This is a genomic window from Variovorax sp. BGA-UO-ETr-C22 (genome assembly GCF_059567965.1).
The window spans coordinates 937,720-955,461 of record NZ_JCAQPA010000010.1; the positions used below are offsets into that span (position 1 = coordinate 937,720).

Annotated in this window: 18 protein-coding genes; 5 read left to right on the forward strand and 13 right to left on the reverse strand. The window is 70.4% G+C overall.

The annotated features are described in order from the left end of the window. Nucleotides 1-3 precede the first annotated feature (3 nt). From AC57B8_RS17825 to AC57B8_RS17845, 5 genes are read right to left on the reverse strand one after another with little or no spacing between them, the layout of a single operon-like run. Entirely contained in the window at nt 4-1,002 is a 999-nt protein-coding gene (locus tag AC57B8_RS17825; protein ID WP_139706437.1) for a 5-oxoprolinase subunit C family protein, read from the reverse strand. Beyond that, nucleotides 999-1,646 carry a 5-oxoprolinase subunit PxpB gene (gene pxpB, locus AC57B8_RS17830; protein ID WP_496480541.1) on the reverse strand — a complete coding sequence of 216 codons (648 nt, stop codon included), beginning with the start codon at nt 1,644-1,646 and terminating at the stop codon, nt 999-1,001. The genes AC57B8_RS17825 and pxpB overlap by 4 nt, the downstream gene beginning before the upstream one ends. A gap of 40 nt (nt 1,647-1,686) precedes the next feature. After that, nucleotides 1,687-2,190 carry a pantetheine-phosphate adenylyltransferase gene (coaD, locus tag AC57B8_RS17835; protein ID WP_062481439.1) on the reverse strand — a complete coding sequence of 168 codons (504 nt, stop codon included), beginning with the start codon at nt 2,188-2,190 and terminating at the stop codon, nt 1,687-1,689. Between the two features lie 43 nt (nt 2,191-2,233). Beyond that, on the reverse strand, nt 2,234-2,896 hold the full coding sequence (locus tag AC57B8_RS17840; protein ID WP_159275437.1) for an RsmD family RNA methyltransferase: 663 nt from the start codon (nt 2,894-2,896) through the stop codon (nt 2,234-2,236). Nucleotides 2,897-2,932: 36 nt separating this feature from the next. Next, nucleotides 2,933-3,568, reverse strand: a complete 636-nt coding sequence (locus AC57B8_RS17845) for a LysE/ArgO family amino acid transporter (protein WP_095746682.1) — start codon at nt 3,566-3,568, stop codon at nt 2,933-2,935. 79 nt (nt 3,569-3,647) lie between these two features. Here AC57B8_RS17845 and AC57B8_RS17850 point away from each other — a divergent pair, with 79 nt between their 5' ends. After that, entirely contained in the window at nt 3,648-4,559 is a 912-nt protein-coding gene (locus tag AC57B8_RS17850) for a LysR family transcriptional regulator ArgP (protein WP_070061978.1), read from the forward strand. A gap of 15 nt (nt 4,560-4,574) precedes the next feature. Here AC57B8_RS17850 and AC57B8_RS17855 read toward each other — a convergent pair whose 3' ends face one another. Both AC57B8_RS17855 and AC57B8_RS17860 read right to left on the reverse strand, forming a co-directional pair. Next, nucleotides 4,575-5,939, reverse strand: coding sequence for a M16 family metallopeptidase (locus tag AC57B8_RS17855; RefSeq protein ID WP_307589394.1), 1,365 nt, complete (start codon nt 5,937-5,939; stop codon nt 4,575-4,577). Nucleotides 5,940-5,958: 19 nt separating this feature from the next. After that, nucleotides 5,959-7,404 (reverse strand): M16 family metallopeptidase, encoded by a 1,446-nt coding sequence (locus AC57B8_RS17860; RefSeq protein ID WP_307589393.1) that lies wholly within the window; start codon nt 7,402-7,404, stop codon nt 5,959-5,961. Nucleotides 7,405-7,433: 29 nt separating this feature from the next. Between AC57B8_RS17860 and ftsY the strand changes: the two genes are divergently transcribed. Continuing rightward, nucleotides 7,434-8,735, forward strand: coding sequence for a signal recognition particle-docking protein FtsY (gene ftsY / locus AC57B8_RS17865; protein WP_496480302.1), 1,302 nt, complete (start codon nt 7,434-7,436; stop codon nt 8,733-8,735). A gap of 128 nt (nt 8,736-8,863) precedes the next feature. On the opposite strand, the gene AC57B8_RS17870 is transcribed toward ftsY, so the two are convergent. The 3 genes from AC57B8_RS17870 to AC57B8_RS17880 all read right to left on the reverse strand — a co-directional run bounded on the left by AC57B8_RS17870 (nt 8,864) and on the right by AC57B8_RS17880 (nt 12,613). Next, nucleotides 8,864-9,904 (reverse strand): hypothetical protein, encoded by a 1,041-nt coding sequence (locus AC57B8_RS17870; RefSeq protein ID WP_496480303.1) that lies wholly within the window; start codon nt 9,902-9,904, stop codon nt 8,864-8,866. Between the two features lie 193 nt (nt 9,905-10,097). Then, complete coding sequence (locus AC57B8_RS17875; protein WP_496480304.1) at nt 10,098-11,897, reverse strand: ATP-binding response regulator; 1,800 nt, start codon at nt 11,895-11,897, stop codon at nt 10,098-10,100. Further along, nucleotides 11,894-12,613: a response regulator transcription factor gene (locus AC57B8_RS17880; protein ID WP_095746686.1), complete on the reverse strand. Its 720-nt coding sequence runs from the start codon at nt 12,611-12,613 to the stop codon at nt 11,894-11,896. The genes AC57B8_RS17875 and AC57B8_RS17880 overlap by 4 nt, the downstream gene beginning before the upstream one ends. 155 nt (nt 12,614-12,768) lie before the next feature. On the opposite strand from AC57B8_RS17880, the gene AC57B8_RS17885 reads away from it, so the two are divergent. Then, nucleotides 12,769-13,233, forward strand: coding sequence for an Mpo1 family 2-hydroxy fatty acid dioxygenase (locus tag AC57B8_RS17885; protein ID WP_144004491.1), 465 nt, complete (start codon nt 12,769-12,771; stop codon nt 13,231-13,233). Between the two features lie 44 nt (nt 13,234-13,277). On the opposite strand, the gene AC57B8_RS17890 is transcribed toward AC57B8_RS17885, so the two are convergent. Then, nucleotides 13,278-14,096, reverse strand: coding sequence for an aminotransferase class IV family protein (locus AC57B8_RS17890; protein ID WP_496480305.1), 819 nt, complete (start codon nt 14,094-14,096; stop codon nt 13,278-13,280). 114 nt (nt 14,097-14,210) lie between these two features. Here AC57B8_RS17890 and AC57B8_RS17895 point away from each other — a divergent pair, with 114 nt between their 5' ends. Both AC57B8_RS17895 and rpoH read left to right on the forward strand, forming a co-directional pair. Then, nucleotides 14,211-15,128, forward strand: coding sequence for a LysR substrate-binding domain-containing protein (locus AC57B8_RS17895; RefSeq protein WP_496480306.1), 918 nt, complete (start codon nt 14,211-14,213; stop codon nt 15,126-15,128). Nucleotides 15,129-15,264: 136 nt separating this feature from the next. Continuing rightward, nucleotides 15,265-16,206 (forward strand): RNA polymerase sigma factor RpoH, encoded by a 942-nt coding sequence (rpoH, locus tag AC57B8_RS17900; RefSeq protein WP_056577975.1) that lies wholly within the window; start codon nt 15,265-15,267, stop codon nt 16,204-16,206. Nucleotides 16,207-16,273: 67 nt separating this feature from the next. Here rpoH and AC57B8_RS17905 read toward each other — a convergent pair whose 3' ends face one another. Both AC57B8_RS17905 and AC57B8_RS17910 read right to left on the reverse strand, forming a co-directional pair. After that, on the reverse strand, nt 16,274-17,104 hold the full coding sequence (locus AC57B8_RS17905) for a DNA alkylation repair protein (protein ID WP_496480307.1): 831 nt from the start codon (nt 17,102-17,104) through the stop codon (nt 16,274-16,276). Between the two features lie 16 nt (nt 17,105-17,120). Further along, nucleotides 17,121-17,741 (reverse strand): SCO family protein, encoded by a 621-nt coding sequence (locus AC57B8_RS17910; RefSeq protein WP_095950891.1) that lies wholly within the window; start codon nt 17,739-17,741, stop codon nt 17,121-17,123. Between the last annotated feature and the right edge of the window lies 1 nt (nt 17,742).

A 17,742-nucleotide genomic window follows, 5' to 3' on the forward strand; every position in this document is an offset into this window, starting at 1 on the left:
AGTCTAGGCCGCGCCGGGCCAGCCCGCAGCGGCGAGCCCCTGCGCCACCTGCGCCAGGTAGCGCTGCTGCGCGGCCCAGGCCGCGAGCGCGTGCGACAGGTCGGTGCGCACCAGCCGCAGCCGGCCGCCGAGCGGCGCCTGCGCGAGCTTCCAGAGGTCAGCGCGGATCACCACGCCGATGCGCGGGTAGCCGCCGGTGGTCTGCGCGTCGCCCATGAGGATGATCGGCTGGCCCGAAGGCGGCACCTGGATCGTGCCGGGGATCACGCCCGAAGACAGCATGTCGCCGCCCGCCTTGCGCTGCAGCTCGGCGCCGGCGAGCCGGCTGCCCATGCGGTTGCTCTGCGGCGTGATACGCCAGCGCTCGCTCCACAGCAACGCCTGCGCGTCGGGCGTGAACAGATCGAACTCGGGGCCGGGCAGCACGCGCAGCGCGAAGGCGCCGTCGGGCTCGGCCGTGCCCCAGTCGGGCGCGCGCAGGCCGAAAGGACGGCGCGCGTTCTGGTCGGCGCCGAGGCGCGAAGCGCCCAGCGCGAGCCGGTCGCCCTTGCGCAGCGCGCGGCCTTCGTGGCCGCCGAAGCCGGCCTTGAGGTCGGTGCTGCGCGAGCCAAGCACGGGCGCCACGTCGATGCCGCCGGCCACCGCGAGCCAGCTGCGCAGGCCGGCCTTCGGCGTGCCGGGCGCGTTGGCGCCGGCAAGGCGCAAGGTCTGGCCGGCACGCACCGGCACGCTCCAGCAGGGCCACAGCGGCACGCCGTCGAGCGTGGCGCCGAAGTCGTCGCCGGTGAGCGCGATGCGGGTGTCGACTTCGAACTGCAGCTCGCAACCGCCCATGGTGAATTCGATGCCCGCCGCCGCGTCGGCGTTGCCGGCCAGCCGGTTCGCCAGCGTGAGCGCGAGCATGTCGAGCGCGCCGCCCGGGCAGATGCCGAGCTGGCGCAGGCCGGGCCGCCCGAGGTCCTGCACCGAGGCATGCACGCCGGGTTTGCGCACGAGGATCATGTCTGCAGGCTTTCGACGACGAAGCGCACGCGGTCGCCCGGACGCAGCAAGGTGGGCGACTCGGCCGAGGGATCGAACAGCTCGAGCGGCGTGCGCCCGATGAGCTGCCAGCCGCCCGGCGACACCAGCGGGTAGATGCCGGTCTGCTCGCCGCCGATGCCGACCGAGCGCGCGGGCACGGCGGTGCGCGGTTCGGCGCGGCGCGGTGTCGCGAGCTCGGGCGGCAGCCCGCCCATGAAGGCGAAGCCCGGCAGGAAGCCGAGCAGGTAGACCACGTAGTCGCCGCCGCTGTGGTGTCGCACCACCTCGGCCGCCGACAGCCCGGTGTGGGCCGCCACGTCGGCCAGGTCGGGACCGTGCTCGCCGCCGTAGGCCACGGGAATCTCGATGCGCCGCCCCTCGGCGGCATGGGCCGCAAGCCCCGGCCAGGCCTGGAGCACGCGCGCCGCGAGTTCCTCGAACGCCACGGCGGTCGGGTCGAAGGTCAGCGTGAGGTTGTTCATGCCCGGCAGCGCTTCGCCGACGCCGGGCCAGGCCAGCACCTCGGCGGCCAGCGCCCAGATGCGCTGCTGCTGCGCCAGCGTGGCGGGCGCGGGCAGGTCGCACACCAGCGCCGCATCGCCCAGCGGATGCAGGCGGGGCAAGGGGGTGGCGCTCACCTCAGCGCGAAGCCTGGGAGCGGGCTCATTCCCTACCGAGGCTGCGGACCTTGGCGGTCAGCTGCTGCTCGACGTTCGGCGAGACGAACTTGTTGACCTCGCCGCCGAGCATGGCGATCTCGCGCACGAAGGTGCTGGAGATGAACTGGTACTTGTCGCTCGGGGTCAGGAACACGGTCTCGACGTCGGGCATCAGCGAGCGGTTCATGCCGGCGAGCTGGAACTCGTAGTCGAAGTCGGTCACGGCGCGCAGGCCGCGCACCATGGCCTTGCCGCCGCGCGCGACCACGAAGTCGCGCAGCAGGCCCGAGAAGCTCTCGACCGTCACCTGGTCGCTGTAGGGCTTCACGGCCTCGCGGGCCATGTCCATGCGCTCGGAGAGCGTGAACAGCGCCTTCTTGTGGTGGCCCGCCGCGACGGCGACGATCACCTTGGAGAAGAGTTGGGTTGCACGCCGCACCACGTCCTCGTGACCGAGGGTGATGGGGTCGAAAGTGCCGGGATAAACCGCGATCACGTTGCTGGCCATGGTTGCTTCTTCCTCATGCTGCCGGTGCGGCTTGTCCGGCGGATTATGCAGGCACGGACACAGCGCGGCGCAGCAGATGGGCATGCACGGCGCCGGCCTTCAGGTAGCGGAATTCGGCCAGGCCCAGCGCGGCGAGCTCCTCGGCGGCCCAGCGGCGCGGTGCCTCGAGGTAGATCGCGCCGTCGGCATGCAGCGCGCGCGCGGCGGCGCGCAGGGCCGGCTCGTACAGCGCGAGGTTGTCGAAGGGCGGATCGAGAAACACCGCCTGCAGGCTGCCTGCCGCCGCGCGCTCGAGCGCGGTGACTCCGTTGCCGCGCTCCACGCGCACGGCCTCGGCCGAGAGCTTGGCCTTGGCGGCCTGCAGCTGGGCGACCAGCGCGGCGTCCTGCTCGCACAGCAGCACGTGGGCCGCGCCGCGCGAGGCGGCTTCGAGGCCGAGCGCACCGGTGCCCGCGAAGGCGTCGATGCAGTGCCAGCCCGGCAAGGCACCGCCACCCACGCCGGCCAGGCTCGCGAGCCAGTTGAACAGCGTTTCGCGCACGCGATCGGGCGTGGGGCGCAGGCCGGGCTTGTCTGCCACGGCCAGGCGGGTGCGCTTCCATTCGCCGCCGATGATGCGAACCTCGCTGGGCCGCGACGGGCGCTTGGCGGCGGGGGCGCGCGAGACGGGCGCGGCGGCGTTCTTCTTCGGGGGCTTCTGGGGCATGCGGCGAGCTTAACGCCGCAGCTGGCCCCGCTTCACTCAGTAGCCCATGAACGCGCGACGCGCCAGCAGCGCGGCCAGCACGAGCATCGTGCCGCCGATGAGCGCATCGAGCATCTGCCAGGCGCGCGGGCGTGCGAACACCGGCGCCAGCAGCCGCGCGCCGAAGCCCAGCGCGGTGAACCACAGCACGCTGGCCAGCGTCGACCCGACCACGAACCAGGCCTTGAGCAGGCCCGGGTACTGCGCCCCGGCCGTGCCCACGAGCAGCACGGTGTCCAGGTAGACGTGCGGGTTCAGCAGCGTGAAGCCGGCGGCCTGCGCGACCACCGCGGCGCGCGAGCGCGAGGCGCCCTGCGACACCGTCTGCAGCGCGCCCGGCTGGCGCGAGCGCCACAGCGCGCGCAGGCCGTAGCCGCAGAGAAAGGCCGCGCCGAAGCCCGCGAGCAGCGTTGCCAGCATCGGCCGCCCCTTCAGCGCCTGCGCCATGCCGGCCACGCCGGCGGCGACCAGCACCGCGTCGCAGACGGCGCAGAACAGCACCACCGCGCTCACGTGCTCGCGGCGCAAGCCCTGGCGCAGCACGTACGCGTTCTGGGCGCCGATGGCGACGATGAGCACCAGGCTCATGAAGAGCCCGTTGAGGAAAGCGGTGGAGGCGTGAACGGCGGTCATGGTCCGAGCTTGCCGTCCGCAGCCGATTCAATCAAACTAAACTTTCTAACGCCGATTCAGTTTTACTTCATTCACCACCATGCTCGACTACGCCGCCCTGCACGCCCTTGCCGCCGTGGTGCGCGAAGGCAGTTTCGAGCGCGCCGCCCGCGCGCTGCACGTCACGCCCTCGGCGGTGTCGCAGCGCGTGAAGCTGCTCGAGGAGCGCACCGGCGGTGCGCTGCTGGTGCGCGGCCAGCCCTGCGTGGCGACCGAGGCCGGCCTGCAGCTGTGCCGGCACGTCGAGCGCGTGGGCATGCTGGAGCACGAGCTGCGCGAGGCCCTGCCCGCGCTCGGCATGGGCAGCGGCGAGGCGCACGAGCGGGTCACGGTGCGGGTGGCGGTCAATGCCGACAGCCTCGCGACCTGGTTCATGGCGGGTGCCGCCGCCTTCGCCGCGCAGGCGCCCGACGCCCTGCTCGACCTCACGGCCGACGACCAGGACCACACGGCCGAACGGTTGCGCAGCGGCGCCGTGCTGGCGGCCGTGACCGCGCTGGCCCAGCCGGTCACGGGCTGCAACAGCGAGGCGCTGGGCACGGTGCACTACGTGGCCGCCGCGAGCCCCGGTTTCGTGGAACGCTATTTCGCCAAGGGCGTGGGCGCGCGCACGCTGGCCGCCGCGCCGAACCTGGTGTTCGACCGCAAGGACCGGCTGCAGGCGCGCTGGGTGCGCCGCATCTGCCACCGCAACGTGGAAACGCCGCGCCACTGGGTGCCCTCGCCCGCCGCCTTCGTCGAAGCGGCCTGCCGCGGCATCGGCTGGGGCATGCACCCGACCAGCATGGTGGCCGATGCGCTGCGCGACGGCACGCTGGTGGAACTGGTGCCCGGCGCGACGCTGCCGGTGCCGCTGTACTGGCAGCACGCCCGCGCCGCGCCGCGCCTGCTGGCGCAGCTCGGCGCCGCGGTGCGCGAGGCCGCGCGCAGCGGGCCACACGCGCTGGCCTGAGCTCTTCTTTTCTTCTTACTGCGCCGCGGCGGCCTGCTTGCCGCCCACCACCACCGTCACCATGCGCTGCGGCTGCAGCTTGCGGGCGAACGCGGCCTGGATGTCGGCGGCCGTGACCGCGTTCATGCGCGCGGTCCAGGTGTCGAGGTAGTCCAGCGGCAGGCCGTACCAGGCGATGTTGGCGACGTTGCCGATCAGCTTGCGGTTGCTGTCCAGCAGCAGCGGGAAGCCGCCGATCAAGTTGTCCTTGGCGGCCTTCAGCTCCTTCTCGGTCGGGCCTTCGGCCACGAACTTCGCGAGCACGTCGCGCGAGACCTTCGTCGCCGCCTCGGCCTGGTCGGGCCGGGTCTGGAAGCCGATGCGGAAGGCGCCCGCGTCGAGCCCCGGCGCAAAGCCGCTGTACACGCTGTAGGCCAGGCCGCGCTTCTCGCGCACCTCTTCGGTCAGCCGCGAGACAAAGCCGCCGCCGCCGAGCACGTAGTTGCCGAGCGTGAGCGCGAAGTGGTCCGGGTCCTGGCGCGGGTAGCCGGGCTGGCCGATGAAGACGTGGGCCTGCGCCGAGTCGAACGCAATGCGCTCGTCCTTCGGCGCCGTGAGCGCCACCACCGGCGCGATGGCCGGCAGCGGTGCGCAGGCGGCGGGGCTGGGCAGGCGCGACAGCAGCGTGGTCGCGAGCGCCTCGGCCTCGGCGCGCGTGACCGCGCCCACGATGCTGAGCTTGGCGCGGCACGGCAGGATCAGCTGCTCGTAGCGCTGGCGCATGGCGGCGGTGTCGATGCGCGCCAGCGTGGCTTCGGTCACTTCCTGGCCGTAGGGGTGCGTGCCGTACACGGCCTGCGCGAAGGCGCGGCCGACGACGGTGGCGGGCTTGGTGTTGGCTTCCTTGATGGCGGCGTTGATGCGCTCGCGCTCGCGCGGCCAGATGTCGTCGGGGAACGAGGGCTCGCCGATCTCGCGCGCGGCCAGGGCCACGGCCTTGGTCAGCAGCGCCGGGTCGGACAGCGTGCGCAGCGTGTAGCTGGTGCGGTCGGTGCCGGCGCTCACGTCGAAGCTGGCGCCCAGGTCGGCCCAGGCCTCGCCCAGCGCATTCTGGTCGAGCGCGGGCTCGCCGTTGCGCCCGGCACGCACGCCCTTCTCGACCATCGCGGCGCTGGTGCTGGCCAGCCCGGCCTGCGCGGCCGGGTCGCGCCGGCTGCCGGCGTCGAAGTCGATCTGCACGTCGACGATCGGCAATGCGTTGGTCGACACCAGGTACACCTTGGCGCCGTTGGCCAGCGTCCAATGCTGGATGGGCAGCGCGGCCTGCGCGCTGCCCATGCCGAACAGCGCGGTGATGCCCGCCAGGAGGGCGGTGCTTGCAATCTTGTGGAGGTTCTTCATGAGGGGAATCCGGTGCCTTTCAGCGCATCTCGCCCACAGGGGCTGCGAAGCCGCGGCCGCGCTTGGGTTCGGGCGGCAGGGGCCGCAGCGTGGCGACCGTGAGCTGGTCGTCGCCGAAGTACTTGGCGGCCACGGCCTGCACCTGCGCCGCCGTCACGGCCTGCAGCCGGGCGACGATGCGCTCGCTGGCGTCCAGCGGCAGGCCCTGGATCCAGTTGCTGCCGAGTTCGCGCGCCTGCGCCATCACCGAATCGCGCTTGTAGGTCTCGCTCGCCACCCACTGCGTCTTGACGCGGGCCAGCTCGGCCTCGCCGACGCCCTCTTTCGCCACGCGCGCCACCTGGGCGCGCAGCGCGGCCTCGACCGTCTCGGCGGTCTTGCCGGCGGCCGGCACGCCGTCGAGCATGAACAGCTGCGGACCGCGGCCGATGAAACCCGCGTACGCGCCGGCCGAATCGGCCACGCGGCCGGGGCCCTGCGTGAGGGCGCGGTCGAGCCGCGCGCCGGCGTAGCCGTCGAGCACGGCCGAGAGCACCACCAGCGCCCAGGCGTCGCTGTTGGCGTCGTCGATGTTGGTGAGCTGCGGCACGCGGAAGGCGAGCGACACGTACGCCTGCTCGGCCGGGGCCTTGAATTCGAGGCGGCGGATGCCGCGCTGCGCGGGCTCGGTGCGCGGCTTGCGCTCCGGCACGGCGCGTGCGGGGATGCTGCCGTAGTACTTCTCGGCCAGCGCGCGCACCCGCGCCACGTCGACGTCGCCGGCCACCACGAGCACGGCGTTGGCCGGCACGTACCAGCGCTGGAAGAAAGCGCGCGCATCGGCGGGCGTCATCGATTCGAGGTCGCTCATCCAGCCCACCACCGGGCGGCGGTACGGCGACGCGGTGAAGACGGCCGCGCTCTGCTGCTCGCCGAGCAGGGCGCGCGGCTGGTCGTCGGTGCGCAGGCGGCGCTCTTCCTTGACCACCTCGATCTCGCGCTTGAACTCGTCGTCGGGCCACTGGTTGTTGGCGAAGCGGTCCGATTCGAGCTTCATCACCTGCTCGAGGCTGCCGACCGGGATCTGCTGGTAGTAGCCCGTGGCGTCGCGCATGGTGAAGGCGTTTTCCTGGCCGCCCAGCGCCGCCACGCGGCGCGAGAACTCGCCGGCCGGCACGCTCTTCGTGCCCTTGAACAGCATGTGCTCCAGCACGTGCGCCACGCCCGTGGTGCCGTCGACCTCGTCCATGGAGCCGACCCGCACCCAGACCATCTGCACCGCCGTCGGCGAGCGCCGGTCGGTCTGCACGATCACGGTCATGCCGTTGGCGAGGGTGAATTGCTGGGGGCCCGGGGCCGCGGCGGCAGGGGTCGACGCGGCGGGAGCGGGGGTGGACTGGGCCTGCGCGGGCACGGTCCACAGCGCCGAAAGCGCCAGGGCCAGCACCGCACCAGACGCAGCGCGGCGTGGCGAGAGGTGTTTCATAGAATGGGTCGGATTGTAAAAAGCTCCCGATGTTCAGTTTCTTCAAGAAAAAACCACCTGCCGATGCCCCGGTGACACCGGCCCCGCCGCCGACCGCCGAACCCGCGCCCTCCCCGGCCGCGGAACCCGCACCGGCACGCTCGGTGTTCTCGCCGTCGAGCTGGTTCGGGTCGAAGCCTGCGGCGGAAGCGCCTGTTCCCGCACCCGCACCCACCCCTGCGCCGCCCCCCGAGCCGACACCGGCCGCGCCCGTGGTGGCGCCGACGCCCGCGCCAGTTCCGGTCGCTGCACCAGCGCCGATCCCTGCGCCAGCGCCCGCCCCCATTCCCGCACCCGCTCCCGTCATCGCGCCACCGCCGCCCCCTCCGGCGCCCGTGCCCGCACCGCCTCCCGCGCCTGTCGCCGTCGTCGAGCCGGCCCCCATCGCCACCGAGCGCAAGAGCTGGTTCGACAAGCTCAAGACCGGCCTGCGCAAGACCGGCACCGGCATCCAGGCCGTGTTCGTCAACGCGCAGATCGACGACGCGCTGTATGAAGAGCTCGAATCGGCGCTGCTCATGGCCGACACCGGCGTCAAGGCCACCGAGTTCCTGCTCGACGACCTGAAGGTGCGCGTCAAGCGCCAGATGGCCACCGACGCATCGCAGGTCAAGCGCCTGCTGGCCGACGCCGTCACCGACCTGCTCAAGCCGCTCGAAAAGCCGCTGGTCATCGGCGAATACACGCCCACCGTGATCATGGTGGCCGGCGTCAACGGCGCGGGCAAGACCACCTCCATCGGCAAGCTCACCAAGCACCTGGCCACCGAAGGCGCCTCGGTGCTGCTGGCCGCGGCCGACACCTTCCGGGCGGCGGCGCGCGAGCAGTTGCTGGTCTGGGCCGACCGCAACACCGTCGAGATCGTCAGCAACGAAGGCGGCGACCCCTCGGCCGTGAGCTTCGACGCGGTGAACGCCGGCAAGGCGCGCGGCAAGGACGTGGTGCTGGTCGACACGGCCGGGCGCCTGCCGACGCAGCTGCACCTGATGGACGAGCTCAAGAAGATCAAGCGCGTCGTCACCAAGGCCGACGCCACCGCGCCGCACGAAGTGCTGCTGGTGATCGACGGCAACACCGGCCAGAACGCGCTGGCGCAAGTCAGGGCTTTCGACGAGACGCTGGGCCTCACGGGCCTCATCGTGACCAAGCTCGACGGCACTGCCAAGGGCGGCGTGCTGTGCGCCATCGCGCGCGAGCGGCCGATTCCGGTGTACTTCATCGGCGTGGGCGAAAAGCTCGAAGACCTCGAGACCTTCAACGCCCGCGAGTTCGCGCAGGCGCTCCTGGGCTGACCGGCGCTTTCGCCGCCGTTCGCTTCGGTCAAAAAAAACGGTCCCCGACTCGCGCCGGGGACCGTCAGCTCCCTGTCTTTCTTTTTTCTCCCTTTGTATTTCCCCCTGCGTGTGTGCCTCTTCGGGAATCAGAAACCGAACAATGACGTCGGACCGCACACCGGGCTGGCGTTGCAGTTGGTCGGCGTGAAGTAGTAGGCCTTCTGCTCGCTGGTGCCCAGCGCCAGGTGACCGAGCAGCGCCGCCTTCTTGGCCCCTTCGGCGTTCGCCTGCTGGATGAGGGCCGTGGTGTTAGTGGCTGGTGCAAGCGAATAGAAGTTGAAGGTCGTCGACTGCGACAGGTCCTTGGCGTAGAGCACACCGTTGCCCCCCGCAAAGATCAGCTCCGCCCGAAAGCGGAAGCCACGGGCGCCGCGCTCATTGAACTGCGCAAGGTAGTCAGCGTGGTCGTTGATGGGATCGCCCATTTCATAAGCGAAGGTGGCGTTGCCAACCGAGCTTTTCTCATAGACGGCGACCATGCCCGCCGGATCTCCGGTTCCGAACTCGGCTGTCCGGTTGAAGAAACCGCTCGCACCCTGAGTGTTCGCCTGTGTCAGGTAGTCCGCCTTGCTCTTAGGCGCCAGCTCGACACGGTAGCTGTAGGTGGCAGTGTCGGCGCTGCTCTTGCGGTAGAAGTAGAAGGTCTCGCCACCGACGATCCACTCGCCCGCCCATTGGAAGCCCCGCGCACCGGCTTCATTCAGCTGGTTCAGCAGGTCCGCGTTGGACGTGGCCTGCGGCTTCTTCTCGTAGCTGTAGGTCGCATCGACGGTCTTCACGAAACCATCGACCTGATCGACAGTGGTCGGGCTGGCCATGAAAGAGAAACCGCTCAGGAAACGGAACCCGCGCGCGCCCTGTGCAGCGAGGCTGTCGAAGAAGGCCGACGTGGCGGTCGCAGCCGGCAGGCCCTCGTACAGGAAAGTGGTCGCGCCCGGATTCGGCGCGGGTGCGGGGGCCGGCGCTGGTGTGGGTGCAGGCGCCGGGGCTGGTGCCGGTGCGGGCGGCGGGGCCGGCGGCGGCAACACGAAGCCACCACCACCGCCGCCGCTGCCCCCACCTCCGCACGCCGTCAGGGCCAGCAGCGCGGCCGTCGCGGCGGCCACTGCAGCAGGTTTGAAATTCATGGTCACTCCCTTGTCGATTCTTGTTCGGTGGCAACGCGGACCGCTGTCCGTCGACGCCGTGGAAACCCGAAATTACGACGGGGCCGATGTTCCCGGCAGTGCCAAAAGTCATTGCATGTGTGCCTATCCGAATCGATCGGCACGCAATGAACTACAACGTATTCACTTTCGATCGCAAGCTGTGTGCACGACGCTACGGTGCCGTCGCGAGCCCCGCCATGGCCTGCAGCAGCGCATCGGGCGCCACCGGCTTGAACAGCACCGGCACGCCCGACTCGCGCACGCGCTGCAGGCGGTCGGGCGAGGTCTCGCCGGTGATGAGCAGCAGCGGCAGCTCGGCGCCGGCATGCCGGCTCAGGCGCAGGCCGGCGTCCAGGCCGTCGACGCCGTCGGCGAGGCGGTAGTCGCACATCAGCAGGCCGAAGGGCCGGCCCTCGGCGCGGGCCTGGTGCAGCGCCTCGGCCGCGGCGGCCTCGTCGGCGACGGCGTGCGCGTCGATCGCGTGGGAGCGCAGCAGGCCGGTCATGGCCTCGCGGATTTCGAGCTCGTCGTCCATCAGCAGCACGCGGCCGGGCAGCGTGGCCGCGCGCCGACGTGCAGCCAGTTCGACACTGCCGGCCGGGAACGGGCCCACGAGCGCACTGACCTGCGGCGGCACGGTCGGCAGCACGACGCGAAAGTGCGTACCCCGGCCCGGGCGCGAATGCATCTGCACCGGATGGCCCAGCAGGCGCGACAGGCGACGCACGATCGACAGGCCGATGCCCAGCCCGCGCGCGCGGTCGCGGCCCGGGTTATCGATCTGGTAGAACTCTTCGAAGATGCGGTGCGACTGCTCGGGTGCGATGCCGATGCCGGTGTCGCGCACCTCGATCCACACAGTGTCGCCACGGTCGCGCGCCGTCACGGTCACGCCGCCCTGCACGGTGTACTTGAGGGCGTTGTCCATCAGGTTGGACAGCATGCGATGCAGCAGCTGCGGATCGCTGCGCACCCACAGGCCGCTGGCGCGCACGCGCAGCTGCAGCTCTTTCTGCTCGGCCTGCGCCGAGAAGGTGTGGTTGAGCGGCAGGAACAGCGCGTCGAGCTCCACCGGCTGCGGCGACGGCGTGATGACGCCGGCGTCGAGCCGGGACACATCGAGCATGGTGTCGAGCGACGCGCCCAGCGCGTTCACCGCGCGCATCAGGCGCTCCGCGTTGCGGCTCTCGGGGCGCCCGCGCAGTTCGTTCTCGAGCGCGGCGCCGAACAGCGCGATGGCGTGCAGCGGCTGGCGCAGGTCGTGGCTGGCGGCGCCGAGGAAGCGGGTCTTTTCTTCGCTGGCGCGCTCGGTGGCGGCGATCTGCTCGCCCAGACGCGCGGCCAGCGCCTCGTTCTCGAAACGCAGCATGAGCGAGTCGGTCAGCAGCCGGTGCTGGCGCACGCCGGCGTGCAGCGTGAGCATCAGGTAGGCCGAGCCGGCCGCAGCCAGGAACAGGTGCAGGCCATCGCCCTGCCAGGCCAGCGCGATGATCATGCCCAGCGACATGGGCAGCGTGTAGCCGAACAGCGCGGGCTTGAGCGGCCACAGCGACTGCGCGGCGCGCGCGCAGCTGCCGACGATCACGGCCATCAGCAGCGAGGTCATGGGCAGGTTCTCGTGCGGCACGATGAACCAGGGCACCACCGCCGTGATCATGCTGACCAGCGTGACCATGCGCGAGATCTTGCGCGCCCAGTACGGGCTCTCGGAGGCCGGCTTGTCGGGCGTCCAGCGCGGCGTGAAGAACACGTAGATGTCGACCGCCACCAGCGCCGCCATCCAGAACAGCAGGCGCGCATCGCTGAGCTGCGAGTAGATGATGCAGCCGAACACGATCACGAAGCCCAGGTGGGTCAGCGTGGAGATGCCGTAGGTGTCATAGACCGAGCCGACGTGCTCGCGCAGCACGCGCTGGCCCAGCAGCTGGCCGGCGGCGGCGTCGCCGCGGCCCGCCAGCGTGGCGCCGCTCAACGCAGCATGCTGATCAGCTGGGCGCGCGAGCGCATGCCGAACAGCAGCAGGATGGTCGAGACATGGTTCTTCACCGTGCCCTCGCTCAGGTTGGCCAGTTGCGCGATCTCCTTGTTCGCCTTGCCTTCGAGCACCCACTGCAGCACCTGCATCTGACGCGGCGTGAGCTCCTGCCAGGCGCTGGCGTGCGCGAACTCCGCATACCCCGACAGCGACTTGGGCAGCGACGCGGGCGGCAGCGGCTGCTGCGGCGTGCCGTCGGCCTCGAACAGGCCGCAGGCGCGGATGAAGCCCACCATCTCCTTCAGGTCGGCGGACTTGGGCAGGAAGGCGCTGGCCCCGAGTGCGAGCGCGCCCTGCGCCAGCGTGCTGTTGGCGGTGCCCGAGAGCACCACGACGCGCGCCGCCGGAAAGCGCAGGCGGAACTCGGCCAGGCCGCTGAGCCCGTGCGTGTCGGGCAGCGCAAGGTCGAGCAGCACGAGGCCGATGGCCGCCTCGTTCGCCGCATAGAGCGCGAGCGCGTCGGCGATGTTGCCGGCCTCGAACACCGAGATGCGCGCGCCCGAGGTGGCGGCCTGGGCCTGCACCAGCGCGCTCACGCCCAGGCGCAGCAGGTCGTGGTCGTCCACCACCAGGATCGCGCCGGACACGCCGGCGGGCACACCGATGTCGGTGGTGGGCGGCAGGGGTGCGGAGGGGGAGTCGAAAGAGGCCACGGATTTGATCTTAGCGGCGCAAGCCCCGCGCGACAGTGCCCTAAGTCATGGCGCCCGGCCGTCGTCCGCCCCCGGGACGACGCCACTTGCCATCGCCTGGCGCCGTGGGCACCATGAGACTCTTGCCGCAACGCACGGCGCCCCGGAGACCTGCCATGACCCACACTGCCGCCGCCCCGCTCGCCACCAGCGAGCGCAAGGTCGACCGCCTGCTCGCCCACTACGAGGAGAGCCACCGCCATCCCACCAACGAGCTGATCCACTTCGTGGCCATTCCCGCGATCATGCTGAGCATCGTCGGGTTGCTGTTCGCGATCCATCCGTGGGTGGCCTACGCCTTCGTGGCGGCCAGCCTCGTGTACTACGCCCTGCTGCGCTCGCCGGCCTTCCTCGTCACGATGCTGGCGCTCACGGTGCTGGCGCTGGTGGCGGTGCATGCGATGGGCACCGCGGTGGCGCCGGTGTCGGCGGCGATCTTCGTGGTGGCGTGGATCTTCCAGTTCGTCGGCCACAAGATCGAAGGCAAGAAGCCTTCGTTCTTCGAGGACATCCAGTACCTCTGGGTTGGCCCGCTGTTCGTGCTGTCCAAGCTGTTCGTCAAGCTCGGCATCCGCTGGTAGTCGGCGGGTGATCTGGCGCGCAGCGTCCGCGCGCGAGGGTTCCTTCAAGGCGACACGAGCGGCTCGGCCTCATAGGCCCGGTGCAGCAGTTCCACGAAAGCCGGCGCTGGCGGCAACACCACGTCGCCGATGCGGTGCACCGCCACGCCCGGCGTCCACGAGTTCATGACCACGGCGCCGGCCAGCGCGGGCAGGTCAGCCATCCGCAGCACCTGGCTGCGCTGCGGGACACCGAGGCGTTCGAGCTGCCGGCGCACGATGCCCATCGTGGTGCCAGTCAGGATCTCGGCTTCGGGCCACACCACCGCCTCGCCGTCCCAGAAGGCCAGGTTCCAGATCGACGCCTCGCCGAGCCGGCCGTGCCGGTCGAGAAAGGCCGCGTCGTCGAAGCCCTGCGCGACGGCCTGGCGCAGCAGCTGGGTCTTGGCGCCTTCGCCGACGTGCTTCACGGACGGCAGGAAGCGCTCGTGCTCGATCGCGGCCAGGGTCAGCGGGCCGGCGGGGCCGCTGGAAGGCGGGCCGGTTCGGATCAGCACTTCGGGCACCGCGTCGGCCGTGGTGAACTCGCCGGCCGGGGAGTAGGCGGTGGCGGTCAGCGACAGGTCCGCCGGGCCGGCCGCGAGCGCCGCCCGCAGGTGGGCGCACACCGTGTCGTCGGGCAGCGCCTGGCCGAACAGGGTCTGCGAGGCAAAGCGCAGCCGCGCCAGGTGGAGGTCGAGGCCCCGCACCCGGCCGCCGCGCACCTGCATGACCGTGAAGTGCGCGTGGCCGGCGAAGGCGAGCGACGCCAGGGCCCCGGCGCTCGCCGGCTGGCCGTTGCGCTGCACGACGAAGGAAGAAGGAGAAGGGACGCTGGCGGACATGGTTTCGTGGCTCTTGGAGGGGATGAATCATCAAGTTCCTGAACTATCCCGCGTTGACTTCCCCAGGAGAAACGAATAGTTTTTGGAAAATTATCAAAAACTATTTGAAGATCGATGCACCCCAGACTGCTCCCCGGCACCCGCGCCCTGCGCACCTTCGAGGCTGCCGGGCGGCACCTGAACTTCACGCGGGCGGCCGAAGAAGTCGGGCTGACGCCGGCGGCCGTGAGCCACCAGATCAAGGAGATCGAGGAGCAGCTCGGCGTGGTGCTGTTCACGCGCACCAGCCGCAGCATCCGCCTGACGCCGGCCGGTGCCGTGTGGTTCGAGGCCACCGCCGACGCACTCGACACCCTGCGCCGCGCCGCCGGCCGCGCCCGGCGCATGGCGCGCGGGGCGGCGACGCTGCGGCTGTCGACCAGCGCCCGTTTCGCGACCAACTGGCTGCTGCCCCGGCTGCCGCAGTTCCGCGCCGCGAACCCGGGGCTGGAACTGGGTTTTGATATTTCGGACGCGCTGCGGGATTTCGACGCCGACGACATCGACGTGGCGATCCGCTTCGGCACCGGAAAGTACCCGGGCACGCGCGCGCAGCGGCTGTTCGACACCGTCATCGTGCCGGTCTGCAGCCCCAGGCTGCTGGCCAGCGGGCCCCCGCTGGCAACGCCGCGCGACCTGTTCCAGCACACGCTGTGCTACGTCGACTGGAAGACCGACGGCATGGTCTGGCCGAACTGGCCAATGTGGATGGCCGCGGCCGGCATCGAGGGCTTCGACGACAGCCGCTGCATCGGCTTCGCCGACTCGAGCGACGTGGTGCGCGCCGTCACCGAGAGCGGCATGGTCGGCCTGGCCGACCTGGACATGATCGGCGCCGACCTCGCCCAGGGCCGGCTGGTGCGGCTGTTCGACATCGGCGTGCCCATGGCGGCGGGCTACGCCTACCACCTGGTCTACCCGGAAGGCAGCGCCCAGGACCCGCGCATCCTGGCGTTCCAGGACTGGCTGCTGGGGCAGGCCTCCAAGACTTGAAAAACGCCAAACGGCATACAAATATCCAACAAATCGCGACAAAAGCTATCGCAACGATAGAAACCCAAGGGAACCCTTGGCTTAGCACTCCCTCTAACCGAGTGCTAATATGGCCAACACAAAGGAGTTTCCCCTGATGACAACGCTGTCTGGAGTCTCTGCCAACCAGCTGGCCGTCGCCAACCCCTGGTCGATGGTCCCCCCGCTGGGCAACCTGGATGCCTACATTTCGGCCGCCAACCGCCTGCCGCTGCTCACGCTCGAAGAAGAGCAGGGCTTCGCACGCAAGTTGCGCGACCAGAACGACCTTGAAGCCGCCGGTGCGCTGATCCTGTCGCACCTACGCCTGGTCGTCTCGATTTCCCGCCAGTACCTGGGCTACGGGCTGCCGCACGGCGACCTGATCCAGGAAGGCAACGTCGGTCTCATGAAGGCCGTGAAGCGTTTCGACCCCGACCAGGGCGTGCGGCTGGTGAGCTACGCCATGCACTGGATCAAGGCCGAGATCCACGAGTACATCCTGAAGAACTGGCGCATGGTCAAGGTCGCGACGACCAAGGCCCAGCGCAAGCTGTTCTTCAATCTGCGCTCGATGAAGCAGGGTTTCAAGGCCGACTCGGCCGCGGCCGACAACGGCACGCACCGCGAGACGCTGAGCCCCGACGAGGTCTCGCAGATGGCCACGCGCCTGAACGTGAAGCCCGAGGAAGTGCTCGAGATGGAAACCCGCCTGTCGGGCGGCGACGTGCTGCTCGATCCGGGTCCGTCCGATGACGGCGACGAAGGCTTCGGCCCCATCGCTTACCTGGCCGACGCCACGCAGGAACCGACCGCCCTGCTCGAATCGCAGCAGCGCGACCGCCTGTCGAGCGACGGCATCGCCACCGCCCTCGAGGCGCTGGACGACCGCAGCCGCCGCATCGTCGAAGAGCGCTGGCTCAAGGTGAACGACGACGGTTCGGGCGGCATGACGCTGCACGACCTGGCCGCGGTGTACGGCGTGAGCGCCGAACGCATCCGCCAGATCGAAGTGGCGGCAATGAAGAAGATGAAGAAGGCGCTGGCCGAGTACGCGTAAGCGTCGCAACCGCCCTCCTCCACGAAAAAGCCCGGCAGTGCCGGGCTTTTTTTCGTTCGGGGGCGCTTCAGGGCGTCGACTTGGTCAGCGTGCGCAGCGCCCGCTTCGCGATGTAGCGGGTCTCGGCGACCGGCGACTCGGCCACCCAGCGCGTGCACAGCGTCTCGACCCACTCGGGCTGCGTCTTGCTGGCGTCGTTGAGCCAGTTGGCGACCGAGTTCTGCACGTAGCGATGCGCGTCGGCGCGCAGCGGCTCCAGCAGCGGCAGCGCCAGCCAGGGCTCGGCCTTCAACGTCTCGATCTGCGCGCACCACACGCCGCGCGGGCGCGTGAGTTCGCTGGCGAAGCGGCGCACGTTCGGATCGGCATCGGTCACCCAGGGCTGCAGCAGCGCCAGCGCTTCGTCGAGCGAATCGATGACGCTGTCGCGCACCGCCATCCAGGCGAACTCGCGCACGCCGAAATGCGGGTCGGCGGCAAAGCGGCGCACGGCGTCGAGCTGGGCCGCCAGCGGCAGGCCCGACAGCGTGATCCACTGCACCGCCCAGCAACGCGCCACGTCGCTGGCGTGCGTGGCCAGCCGGTGTGCCACGGCATCGCGTTCGGTGTGTTCGGCCGTCATGTCGTACAGCGCCCGCGCGATGTGGCTGTGGCGCTGCATGGGTTTGAAGGCGGCCAGCATGGCGAGCGTGTCGTCCAGCCGCTCGTGCGCCGCGTCGAGGCCGACATGGCCCGCCACGCTGCGCGCGAGCAGCGGCAGTTCGAGTGCGAGGAATTCGTTGAGGTTGACGGTCTCGAGCAGCCCGCCGTTCAGCGCGCCCAGCACCTCGGGCGGAATGAGCGCGATGCGGAACGCGCCCTTGCGCGACTTCAGGTGCGCGACCGACGCTGCGTCCATGTCCCGGGCGCCCGGCTCAGGACGCGAGCAGCGTCTTCAGGTCCGACACCATCGCCGGCACGCCCGCGCCGTAGCGCGCGTAGAGCCGCAGCCGGCCTTGCGGGTCGTAGATGTAGCTGGCGGCCGAGTGGTCCATGGCGTAGCTGGTCGGCGTCTTGCCATCGACCTTCTTGTAATAGACCTTGAAGTCCTTCGCGACGGCGGCCAGTTGCTCGGGCGTGGGAATGAGCGCCACGAAGCTCGGGTCGAAGGCGCCCATGTAGGCCTTGAGCACCTCGGGCGTGTCGCGCGCCGGATCGACGGTGACGAACAGCACCTGCAGCTTGCTGCCGTCGGCGCCGAGCTGCTGCTTGACCTGCGCCATCTCGGTCATGGTGGTCGGGCAGACGTCGGGGCATTGCACGTAGCCGAAGAACAGCACCACCGCCTTGCCCTTGAAGTCGGCCAGCGTGCGCACCTTGCCGTCGGCGTCGGTGAGCGAGAAGTCTTTGGCGTAGTCGGCGCCCGTGATGTCGACCGCCTGGAAGCTCTGCTTCGGCTGCTCGCTACAGGCCGAAAGGCCCAGGCCCAGCGTGGCCGAGGCGGCCACCCAGCCGGCCGTGGCGGCGATCGATTTCAGGGCATTGCGCTTGTTCATG

What these genes read in the sequence shown, in the direction of transcription:
- AC57B8_RS17860 (WP_307589393.1), bottom strand. Translation starts at nt 7,404, where the DNA reads ATGAAACACCTCTCGCCACGCCGCGCTGCGTCTGGTGCGGTGCTGGCC.
- AC57B8_RS17845 (WP_095746682.1), bottom strand. Translation starts at nt 3,568, where the DNA reads ATGACCGCCGTTCACGCCTCCACCGCTTTCCTCAACGGGCTCTTCATG.
- ftsY (WP_496480302.1), top strand. Translation starts at nt 7,434, where the DNA reads ATGTTCAGTTTCTTCAAGAAAAAACCACCTGCCGATGCCCCGGTGACA.
- coaD (WP_062481439.1), bottom strand. Translation starts at nt 2,190, where the DNA reads ATGGCCAGCAACGTGATCGCGGTTTATCCCGGCACTTTCGACCCCATC.
- AC57B8_RS17895 (WP_496480306.1), top strand. Translation starts at nt 14,211, where the DNA reads ATGCACCCCAGACTGCTCCCCGGCACCCGCGCCCTGCGCACCTTCGAG.
- AC57B8_RS17910 (WP_095950891.1), bottom strand. Translation starts at nt 17,741, where the DNA reads ATGAACAAGCGCAATGCCCTGAAATCGATCGCCGCCACGGCCGGCTGG.
- AC57B8_RS17905 (WP_496480307.1), bottom strand. Translation starts at nt 17,104, where the DNA reads ATGGACGCAGCGTCGGTCGCGCACCTGAAGTCGCGCAAGGGCGCGTTC.
- AC57B8_RS17850 (WP_070061978.1), top strand. Translation starts at nt 3,648, where the DNA reads ATGCTCGACTACGCCGCCCTGCACGCCCTTGCCGCCGTGGTGCGCGAA.
- AC57B8_RS17840 (WP_159275437.1), bottom strand. Translation starts at nt 2,896, where the DNA reads ATGCCCCAGAAGCCCCCGAAGAAGAACGCCGCCGCGCCCGTCTCGCGC.
- AC57B8_RS17855 (WP_307589394.1), bottom strand. Translation starts at nt 5,939, where the DNA reads ATGAAGAACCTCCACAAGATTGCAAGCACCGCCCTCCTGGCGGGCATC.
- AC57B8_RS17885 (WP_144004491.1), top strand. Translation starts at nt 12,769, where the DNA reads ATGACCCACACTGCCGCCGCCCCGCTCGCCACCAGCGAGCGCAAGGTC.
- rpoH (WP_056577975.1), top strand. Translation starts at nt 15,265, where the DNA reads ATGACAACGCTGTCTGGAGTCTCTGCCAACCAGCTGGCCGTCGCCAAC.
- AC57B8_RS17825 (WP_139706437.1), bottom strand. Translation starts at nt 1,002, where the DNA reads ATGATCCTCGTGCGCAAACCCGGCGTGCATGCCTCGGTGCAGGACCTC.
- AC57B8_RS17890 (WP_496480305.1), bottom strand. Translation starts at nt 14,096, where the DNA reads ATGTCCGCCAGCGTCCCTTCTCCTTCTTCCTTCGTCGTGCAGCGCAAC.
- AC57B8_RS17870 (WP_496480303.1), bottom strand. Translation starts at nt 9,904, where the DNA reads ATGAATTTCAAACCTGCTGCAGTGGCCGCCGCGACGGCCGCGCTGCTG.